This is a genomic window from Streptomyces sp. SID14478, assembly GCF_010548525.1.
Taxonomy (GTDB): domain Bacteria; phylum Actinomycetota; class Actinomycetes; order Streptomycetales; family Streptomycetaceae; genus Streptomyces.
On sequence record NZ_JAAGMG010000554.1, the window covers coordinates 1 to 9,643 of the forward strand.

The 9,643-nt window shown below is 72.6% G+C and carries 8 protein-coding genes; 5 read left to right on the top strand and 3 right to left on the bottom strand.

What is annotated here, in order from left to right:
- The 3 genes from G3I40_RS18325 to G3I40_RS18335 form a co-directional block, all read left to right on the top strand.
- Positions 1 to 808: peptidoglycan recognition protein (locus G3I40_RS18325; protein ID WP_164303217.1), on the top strand; the 808-nt coding region annotated here is incomplete at its 5' end.
- A gap of 97 nt (positions 809 to 905) precedes the next feature.
- Positions 906 to 1,988, top strand: a complete 1,083-nt coding sequence (locus G3I40_RS18330) for an NDP-sugar synthase (RefSeq protein ID WP_164303218.1) — start codon at positions 906 to 908, stop codon at positions 1,986 to 1,988.
- A gap of 243 nt (positions 1,989 to 2,231) precedes the next feature.
- Positions 2,232 to 3,266, top strand: a complete 1,035-nt coding sequence (locus G3I40_RS18335; protein ID WP_164303219.1) for a DNA-3-methyladenine glycosylase 2 family protein — start codon at positions 2,232 to 2,234, stop codon at positions 3,264 to 3,266.
- A 16-nt stretch (positions 3,267 to 3,282) separates the two neighbouring features.
- Here G3I40_RS18335 and G3I40_RS18340 read toward each other — a convergent pair whose 3' ends face one another.
- From G3I40_RS18340 to G3I40_RS18350, 3 genes are read right to left on the bottom strand one after another with little or no spacing between them, the layout of a single operon-like run.
- Positions 3,283 to 4,590 carry a coenzyme F420-0:L-glutamate ligase gene (locus tag G3I40_RS18340; RefSeq protein WP_164303220.1) on the bottom strand — a complete coding sequence of 436 codons (1,308 nt, stop codon included), beginning with the start codon at positions 4,588 to 4,590 and terminating at the stop codon, positions 3,283 to 3,285.
- Positions 4,587 to 5,555 (bottom strand): 2-phospho-L-lactate transferase, encoded by a 969-nt coding sequence (gene cofD / locus G3I40_RS18345; RefSeq protein WP_164303221.1) that lies wholly within the window; start codon positions 5,553 to 5,555, stop codon positions 4,587 to 4,589. Before cofD ends, G3I40_RS18340 begins: the two co-directional genes overlap by 4 nt.
- A 43-nt stretch (positions 5,556 to 5,598) precedes the next feature.
- The gene (locus tag G3I40_RS18350; RefSeq protein ID WP_239091803.1) at positions 5,599 to 6,132 is read right to left on the bottom strand and encodes a cysteine dioxygenase family protein; all 534 of its coding nucleotides are present in this window, start codon (positions 6,130 to 6,132) and stop codon (positions 5,599 to 5,601) included.
- 669 nt (positions 6,133 to 6,801) lie between these two features.
- Between G3I40_RS18350 and G3I40_RS18355 the strand changes: the two genes are divergently transcribed.
- Together G3I40_RS18355 and G3I40_RS18360 are read left to right on the top strand one after the other, a co-directional pair.
- Positions 6,802 to 7,065, top strand: coding sequence for a WhiB family transcriptional regulator (locus tag G3I40_RS18355; protein ID WP_127831770.1), 264 nt, complete (start codon positions 6,802 to 6,804; stop codon positions 7,063 to 7,065).
- A 164-nt stretch (positions 7,066 to 7,229) separates the two neighbouring features.
- On the top strand, positions 7,230 to 9,643 hold a 2,414-nt coding region (locus tag G3I40_RS18360; protein WP_164303222.1), incomplete at its 3' end, for a glycosyltransferase family 2 protein.

Consider the following 9,643-nt stretch of genomic DNA (forward strand, 5'->3'; position numbering starts at 1 on the left):
GGGCGCCGAGCCGGCCCAGGGCGCCCCCGCCGACAGCCCGCGCGCCACCTCCCTGACGGCCGAGACCGCCGCCGCCTCCGCCGTGAACGCGGAACTCGCCCCGCTCGGCGCCACCGCCGTACCCGCCCTCACCCGCACGGCGACGCAGGACGAGCTGATCGAGGCCCGCGGCGGCGACGTCTCGACGACCAAGGCCAAGCCGTACGTGGGGGCCCGCCCGCGCATCGTCACCCGCAAGGGCTGGGGCGCGGACGAGAAGCTGCGCGAGAAGCAGTTCGGCTACACCAAGACGGTGAAGGCGGCCTTCGTCCACCACAGCGCGACCGGCAACAACTACCGCTGCTCACAAGCCTCTTCCGTCATTCGCAGTATCTACCGCTACCACGTCAAGAGCAGCGGCTGGCGGGACATCGGCTACAACTTCCTCGTCGACAAATGCGGCACCATCTACGAGGGCCGGGCCGGCGGGATCACGAAGCCGGTCATGGGCGCGCACACCCTCGGCTTCAACACCAACAGCATGGGCATCGCGGTCCTCGGCTCCTTCGGCGGCTCGAACCCGCCCGCCGCCGCGGTCAACGCCATCGCGAAGCTCACCGCCTGGAAGCTCGGTCTGTACGGGGCGAATCCGCGCGGTACGACATATCTCAAGTCGGGCGGTGGCAATCTCTACCGCAAGGGAAAGAATGTGCGACTGCACGTGATCTCCGGCCACCGGGACGGCTTCGCAACCGAATGCCCGGGACGCCGTCTCTACAACAAGCTCGGCAAGGCGCGCAGCAGCTCGGCCCACCTCCAGGGGCGCTGAGCCGGCCGGCGCGGACCCGGGCTCCGCACACGATCTGCATACACTGGCCGGCCGAAAGACAGTTCGGCCGGCCCCAGCAGGAAAGCAGAGACGACAGGTGACAGAAGCGATCCTCCTGGTCGGGGGCAAGGGCACCAGACTGCGCCCGCTCACGGTGAACACGCCGAAGCCGATGGTCCCGGCGGCCGGCGTCCCGTTCCTCACGCACCAGCTGGCGCGGGCGAAGGCGGCGGGCGTCGACCACATCGTCCTGGCCACGTCCTACCTGGCCGAGGTCTTCGAGCCGTACTTCGGCGACGGCTCCCGCCTCGGACTGCACCTGGAGTACGTCACCGAGGTCGAGCCCCTCGGCACCGGCGGCGCCATCCGCAACGTCGCCTCGCGGCTGCGCTCCGGGCCCGACGACCCGGTCCTGATCTTCAACGGCGACATCCTGACGGGCCTGGACATCCGCGCGCTGGTCGACACCCACGAGTCCTGCGGCGCCGACGTCTCCCTGCACCTGTCCCGCGTCGAGGACCCGCGGGCGTACGGCCTGGTCCCCACGGACGGGACGGGCCGGGTGCAGGCCTTCCTGGAGAAGCCCCAGACCCCCGAAGAGATCGTCACGGACCAGATCAACGCGGGCGCGTACGTGTTCCGCCGCTCGGTCATCGACACGATCCCGACGGGCCGCCCGGTCTCGGTCGAACGCGAGACGTTCCCGGACCTGCTGGCCTCCGGCGCCCACCTCCAGGGCATGGTCGACTCCACGTACTGGCTGGACCTCGGCACCCCGCAGGCCTTCGTCCGCGGCTCCGCCGACCTGGTCCTGGGCCGCGCCCCGTCCCCGGCGGTCCCCGGCCGCTGCGGCGACCGCCTGGTCATGCCGACGGCGACGGTCGCGCCGGACGCCAAGCTGACCGGCGGCACGGTCGTCGGCGAGGGCGCCCGGGTCGGCGAGGGCGCCCGGATCTCCGGGTCCACGGTCCTGGACGACGCGGTGATCGATCCCGGCGCGGTGATCACGGACTCCCTGATCGGCAAGGGCGCCCACATCGGCGCCCGCACGATCCTGACGGGCGCGGTGATCGGCGACGGCGCACACGTGGGCGCCGACAACGAACTCCAGACGGGCGTCAGAGTCTGGTGCGAAGCCCACCTCCCCCCGTCCGCGATCCGCTTCTCCTCAGACACCTGACGAGCCCCTCCGGCGCTTGAGGAGCGCACTCAGGCCGGCCCGAGCCAGGCTGCCACGGCCCCACCTATAAGCCCCTCCGGCGATTGAGGAGCGGGGTCCGGGGCAGAGCCCCGTGACAGCACGCCATGGCCCCCGCACAGCACGCCACGGCCTCCGAAGGACAATTCCGGGAAGGGGCGGGTCGGGGAGAAAGACCCCCTACCCTCGAAGGGCACACCCGCCCCCCGACCGCCCGAGGACCCCGTGGCAGGCCGCCGATACACCCCCCGTACGCAGACGCCCCCCACCCGCACCACCGCACACGGCGCCGAACCCCGCGTACCCCGGCCCACCGCCACCCCCACCCAGCCCCCCACCCCCCTCGCGGCAGCGACCCGCACCTACACCCCGACAACCCCCCTCCACCTGGGCCTCACCCTCGGCCCCCTGCGCCGGGGCCCCGCGGACCCCACCTTCCGCGCCACCCCCGACGGCGCCCTGTGGCGTACGAGCCGCACCCCCGAGGGCCCCGGCACCCTCCGGGTCACCGAGCGGGCCGGCGTCGTACAGGCCCGCGCCTGGGGTCCGGGAGCCGACTGGTTCCTGTCCCAACTCCCCGATCTACTCGGTGAGTTGGACGACCCGACAGCCTTCGCACCCCGCCACCGCCTGGTCGCGGAGACGGCCCGCCGCCGCGCCGGCCTGCGCCTGTCGCGCACCGGCCTGGTCCTGGAGTCGCTGATCCCGTCGATCCTGGAGCAGAAGATCACGACGGACGAGGCGTACCGCGCCTGGCGCCTGCTCCTGCACAAGTACGGCGAACCGGCCCCGGGCCCGGCGGGCCAGGACCTGCGAATGCGGATCCCCCCGGACCCGTACACCTGGACCCGGATCCCCTCCTGGGAGTGGCACAAGGCGGGCGTCGACAACAAGCGCGCGTCGACGATCATCCGCGCGGCCCGGGTGGCCCGGCGCCTCGAAGAAGCGGCCCACATGGAGCCGCCCCAGGCCCGCGCCCGCCTCGAACTGGTCACCGGCATCGGCCCCTGGACCTCCGCCGAGACCGTCCAGCGCACGAACGGCGCCCCCGACGAGGTCACGACGGGCGACCTGCACCTGCCCCGCACCGTCGGCTACGCGCTCGCGGGCAACCGCGACGCGACGGACGAGGACATGCTCGAACTCCTCGCCCCGTACGCGGGCCAGCGCCACCGCGCGGCCCGCCTGATCCTGCTCAGCGGCGTGGCCCCGCCCCGACGGCAGCCCAAGATGCGCCGGGTGGACATCGCCGAGTGGTGAGCCCCCGGCGGCGCGCCTACCGGACCTCGATGAACTCCGCGGCGACCCGCTCGGGCCGCGCGCCCGGCGCCGCCGCCGGATGCCCCACCGCGACGGCCCCCATCGGATCCCAGCTGCCGGGCAGCTCCAGTACGTCGCGCACCACGTCCCGGCAGAACATGGTCGAGGACACCCACGCCGAGCCGAGCCGCTCCCCGGCCAGTGCCACCAGCAGGTTCTGCACGCCGGCGCCGGTGGCGACGACGAACATCTCGCGCTCGGCCGCGTCCCGCCGCGCGTCCCCGTACGTGTGCGACCCGTCCATGACCAGGCACGGCACGACGAGGTAGGGCGCCTTGCGCAGCACGTCCCCGCGGCGCACCCGCTTCGCGATCGACTCCTCGCTCTTGCCGTCCCGCCGCAGGTCCGTGATCCACGCGTCCCGCATCGCGTCGAGCAGCCGCACCCGCGACTCCTCGGACTCCAGCAGCACGAACCGCCACGGCGTCGTGTGATGCGGCGCGGGCGCGGTGACGGCCGCGGCGACGGCCCGCCGCACGGCCCCCGGATCGACCGGGTCGTCGGTGAAGTCCCGCACGGTACGCCGCTGCGTCACGGCCTCCCGTACGGCTTCCGAGGTGCCGAGGCGGAACATGTCGTCCCGCGCCACCCGCACCAACTCCCGTGCGGACCAGGCCGGTTCGGGTGAGACGGCCGCGTCGAGCCCGCGCACCACGGCGACCGGCAGCCCCGCCGCCTTCCCCTTCACGAGGTCCCCGGCGGCGGCCAGCTCGTCGGCGGTCGCGACGACGGTCGCGCTGAGCGGATTCCCGTACGCGTCCACGCCGCCGCGCAGATCGTCGAGCACGCGGACGCCTGCGGCACCGATGGCGACGTCCGTCAGCCCGTTCCGCCAGGGGCGGCCGAAGGTGTCGGTGACGACGACGCCGACCTCGACGCCCAGCGCGTCGCGCAGCCCGTCCCGGATCGCGGCCGCGGAGGCGTCCGGGTCCTCGGGCAGCAACAGCACGGTCCCGGCAGGCGTGTTGGAGGCGTCGACACCGGCCGCGGCCATGACGAGCCCCAGCTTGTTCTCCACGATGCGCAGCGTCCCGCGGCGCGCCACGACCCGTACGGTCTCGGCGTCGATCGCGGCCTCCCGGTCGTCGGCCAGGACCACGCGGCCCTCTGCCTTGCTGACGATCTTCGAGGTGACGAGGACGACGTCACCGTCGGCGAGCGACGGCTCGGCCGCGGCGATCAGCTTGGCGAGGTCGTCGCCTTCCGTGACCTCGGGGATCCCGGCGACGGCCCACGCGCGGAAGGAGGGAGCAGCCGACGTCACGCGTCCCGCACCTCCTCCGCGAGCGCCAGGGCGTGGCGCGCCATCTCGGCGGCGGCCGTGCCCACCTCGGGGTCCGTCATCATCAACGGCACGGCCCGGCAGCGGATCCCGGCGGCCTCGACGCGCTCCACGACCTCGGCGTCCACGGTGTCGACGAGCCACCCGTCGAGCAGCCCCGATCCGTAGTGCTCGGCGACGGCGGCGGCGCTGGACTCCACGCCGACCGCGGCCAGCACCTTGTCGGCCATCCCGCGCACCGGCGCGTCACCGACGATCGGGGAGAGCCCGACGACCGGCACCCCGGCCTCGGCGATGGCCTCCCGGATGCCGGGCACGGCCAGGATCGTGCCGACGCTCACCACCGGGTTCGACGGCGGGAAGAGGACGACGTCCGCCTCGGCGATGGCCTCCAGGACACCCGGCGCGGGCTTCGCCTGCTCGGCACCGACCGGCACGACGGCCTGCGCGTCCACGGAGGCCCGCAGCTTCACCCAGTACTCCTGGAAGTGCACGGCCTTGCGCTCGCCGTCGACGTCGACCGCGACGTGCGTCTCGATGCGGTCGTCCGACATGGGGATGAGCCGCACGCCCGGCTGCCACCGCTCGCACAGCGCCGCGGTGACCGCGCTGAGCGGATAGCCGGCGCCGAGCATCTGTGTACGGACGATGTGGGTCGCGAAGTCCCGGTCGCCGAGCCCGAACCACTCGGGTCCGACCCCGTACGCCGCGAGTTCGTCCTTCACGTGGAAGGTCTCGTCCGTACGACCCCAGCCCTGCTCCTCGTTGATGCCGCCGCCCAGGGTGTACATCACCGTGTCGAGGTCGGGACAGACCTTCAGGCCGAAGAGATGGATGTCGTCCCCGGTGTTGCCGATGACCGTGATGTCCGCGTCCGGAGCCGCGAGCTTCAGACCACGAAGGAACCGGGCACCACCGATGCCGCCTGCCAGAACCACAATGCGCATGCGCCCAGCATTGCAGGCAGGTACGACAACGCGTCGGCCGGTCTCAGGCAGTGGCCCGCTGCGGCGTCGCGCAGGCGGGGACGGGGGCCCCTTCCGCCCGCTCGGAGTCGAGGCCCCGGGGGAGCATGGGCATCTCGGTCAGGCCCGGGTAGTAGACGTGCAGGCTGACCGCCGGTTCGAGGGAGTCGTTGACGACCTCGTGGGCGTAGCCGGGCGCGAACACCCGCTGCGCGCCGGCCGTCAGCGTCCGCGTGGCCCGTTCCGTACGCTCCGTCAGTTCGCCCTGGAGGAGGGTCAGTACGCCGCTTGAGCGGCCGTGGTCGTGCACCCCGCTGCCCTGCCCGGGCACCCACGACAGCAGCCACACCTCGTAGCCGGGGCCGGTGCGCAGGCGGTGGTACCAGCGGGTCGTGGCGTCGTACTCGACGAGGTGCTCCCACTGCGCCCGGTCGGCGGCGATGGCGCGGGCCAGGCCCACGAACTCGGCCACCGTCGCGGGGTGTTCACGGACGGGCTGCAGCAGGTGCGGTACTTCGAGGATGTCGCCGGCGATCTGGAGGTCGCTGTCGCTGTTCATGGGGTGTGGGGATTCCTCGGAGGAGAGTGCGGGTGCCCCGGGCGAGGGCGAAGGGCCGTACAAGAGAGGAGAAGCGCGGTCGGAGCCCTGGGCTCAACGACTCAACAGCTGGAACAGCAACAGCACGCGCGGGCAGCAGAGACGGACGCGGCGGTGCCGGTCGTCGTCATCAGTGCCAAGTTCGCGAGCATGCCCACCAGGACACCGTTTCATGCCGACCCTGTCAACTCATTGTCCGGAATGTGGCATATGTTTCACCTCATCCGGTATCTCTGCCAGGCGAAAGGTTTGTGCAGCGCAAAGTGCGGACATGTGGCGCAGCAACCCGGTGCGCAAACGCCGTTGCGATCCCGTGATCCGAATGTGATCCGGTTCGCTTCCGTAGGCGCACAGGAACGAGATCAATCTCTGCGGCGTCCTTCTTTGTAGTGGTTCACGGAAGGGCGCAGAGGCGCCGGCCTTCCACATGGGCCGCTGGCAAGTGTCACGGTTTTTGCCGATTTGAACACTTTCCGCATAGCCTTGGTTCCGCAGAGTGAATAAGGGGCCCAATAGCAGATCTCGGCTTGACTGCCCCGGATCGGCACACTTGTAATTTCACTCGTGTCGTTCAGCCGAAATCGGTAACGGCAACATCACGGGGACGCACGGACGGACGAGGGGCGCACTATGACCGAGTCGTTTCAGGATCTGCTGGTCGAGGACGCGGAAGAGGAACTCGGCTGGCAGGAGCGCGCGCTGTGCGCCCAAACCGACCCCGAGTCCTTCTTCCCCGAGAAGGGCGGCTCCACGAGGGAGGCCAAGAAGGTCTGCCTGGCGTGTGAGGTGCGCTCCGAATGCCTGGAGTACGCGCTCGCCAACGACGAGCGGTTCGGCATCTGGGGCGGCCTGTCCGAGCGCGAGCGCCGGCGCTTGAAGAAGGCCGCTGTCTAGTCCCGGATATGTGCGGTACGTACGGCCCGTTGCCGGTGGTTGTCCACAGGCGGCGGGCCGCGTTTGTTGTCAGCCGTTAGTGTGGGGCCCCGTCCGAGGCGCCACCGTGTCCCCAGCGGGCACAGGCGCCCACCGCAGTCCAACGAACCGGGGCCCGTACCTCGATGTCCGTGCACAGCCACTCGGCAGACCAATTCGGTGCTGCCGCCGCCGCGTTCAACCCGGGGCACGCCGCAGGGCTCGACCCGAGCAGCGCCCCGGAGTTCCCCAGGCATGTCGTCACCGCCGTCCTCGTCTCGCACGACGGCGCCCGCTGGCTGCCCGACGTCCTGTCGGGCCTGCTCGGCCAGGAGCGCCCCGTACAGAACGCGGTGGCGGCCGACACCGGCAGCGCCGACGACTCCGCCGCCCTGGTCGCCGCCTCCCTCGGCGACGAGCGCGTCCTGCACCTCGCACGCCGCACCGGCTTCGGCCAGGCCGTCGAGGAGGCCGTGCGCGGCGCCGGGGTGCTCACCCCGGACGAGCTGCCCTACCTGAAGCGGCCGAGCGGCTGGGACCCCGTCAGCCGCTCCTGGCGCGACGACGCCTACGACCTGCCGGACCTGCCGCACGGCGAGCCCGAGCAGTGGCTGTGGCTGCTGCACGACGACTGCGCGCCCGACCCCGACGCCCTCGCCCAGCTGCTGCGCGTCGTCGAGGCGGAGCGCGAGGCGGGCGCCGACGTCGCGATCGTCGGACCCAAGCTGCGCGGCTGGTACGACCGCAGGCAACTCCTGGAAGTCGGCGTCTCCATCGCCAACTCGGGGCGCCGCTGGACCGGCCTCGACCGCCGCGAACAGGACCAGGGCCAGCACGACCACGTGCGGCCCGTGCTGTCCGTGTCCACCGCCGGCATGCTGATCCGCCGCGACGTCTTCGAACAGCTCGGCGGGTTCGACCGCAGGCTGCCCCTGATGCGTGACGACGTCGACCTGTGCTGGCGCGCGCAGGCCGCCGGGCACCGGGTCCTCGTCGCCCCCGAGGCCGTCGTGCGGCACGCCGAGGCGTCCGCGCGCGAGCGCCGCACCGTCGACTGCGTGGGGCGTACGGCCTCGTCGCCGCACAAGGTCGACAAGGCAGGCGCCGTCTACACGCTGCTGGTGAACGCGCGCGGTGCGGCGCTTCCCTGGGTCCTGATCCGCCTCGTGGTCGGCACCCTGCTGCGTACGGTCGCGTACCTGGTCGGCAAGGTGCCCGGTCAGGCCTTCGACGAGATCGCCGGCCTGATGGCGACGCTGCTGCGGCCGGGCCGCATCCTCGCCGCCCGCAGACAGCGCGGCAAGGGCGTGGTCGACGGCAAGGAACTGCGGCCGCTGTTCCCGCCGCCCGGCGCGACCGCGCGGCTCACCGTCGAGCAGGTCGCAGGGAACCTCTTCGGCGCCTCCTCCGACCCGGAGACCTCCACGGCCGGACGCCACGGCGGCGGCGGTCTCGAATCCGGGCCGGGCGGCGACGACGCGGACTTCATCCAGGTCGAGCAGTTCGCCCGCCTCAAGCGCATCGCCCGCAAGCCCGGGCCGGTGCTCTTCGTCGTGCTGCTGTTCGTCTCCCTCATCGCCTGCCGGAGCCTGCTGGGCAGCGGCGCGCTCGCGGGCGGGGCGCTGCTGCCCGCGCCGGGAGACTCCTCCGCACTGTGGGCGCGCTACCTCGACGCCTGGCACGCCACCAGTACCGGCGGCACCCAGGCCGCGCCGCCGTACCTGGCGATCGTCGCGGCCCTGGCCACCGTCCTGTTCGGCTCCACCGGACTCGCGATCACCGTGCTGCTCGTCGGCTCGGTACCGCTCGCCGGTTTCGCCGCGTACTTCGCCTCCAGGCCGCTCGTCGAGTCCCGGCTGCTGCGCGCCTGGGCGGCCGTCGCGTACGCGTTCCTGCCCGCCGCGACCGGGGCCCTCGCGGGCGGCCGCGTCGGCACGGCGGTGCTGGTGATCCTGCTGCCGCTCATCGCGCGCGCGGGGCTGTCCGCCTCCGGCCTCATGAACGACCGGGGCGCGCGCGGCAGTTGGCGGGCCACCTGGGCGTACGCACTCCTGCTGACCGTCACGACGGCCTTCACGCCGATCGTGTGGCCCCTCGCCCTCGTCTTCGGCATCGGGCTGCTCGTACTGCGCCGCACCGACCTCACCGCGTACGGGCTGCGCTTCCTCGCCGCACTCGGCACCCCCCTGCTGATCCTCGCGCCGTGGTCCCTGACCCTGCTGCCGTTCGGCTTCTTCAAGGAGGCCGGGCTGCCCTACGGGAAGGGCTCAGCCACCGCGCTGGGTCTGCTCGGCGCCTCACCCGGCGGCCCCGGCACCACGGGCACGCTGCTGCTCGTCGGCATCGTGCTGGCCGCGCTCGCCGCGCTGCTGCGCCAGGAGCGCCGCCGCGCGGTCCTCACCGCCTGGACCGTCGCCCTCGTGGCCCTGGTCTTCGCGGCCCTGTCGAACAACTCGACGTGGGCCGGGCCCGCCACCCTCGTGTACGGCATCGCACTGCTGGCCGCCGCCGCGCTCGGCGCCGACGGCGCGCGCTCGCGCGTGGCCGAGCAGAGCTTCGG

Coding starts and splice junctions, on each gene's coding strand:
- G3I40_RS18355 (WP_127831770.1), top strand. CDS start 6,802: ATGACCGAGTCGTTTCAGGATCTGCTGGTCGAGGACGCGGAAGAGGAA.
- cofD (WP_164303221.1), bottom strand. CDS start 5,555: ATGCGCATTGTGGTTCTGGCAGGCGGCATCGGTGGTGCCCGGTTCCTT.
- G3I40_RS18350 (WP_239091803.1), bottom strand. CDS start 6,132: ATGAACAGCGACAGCGACCTCCAGATCGCCGGCGACATCCTCGAAGTA.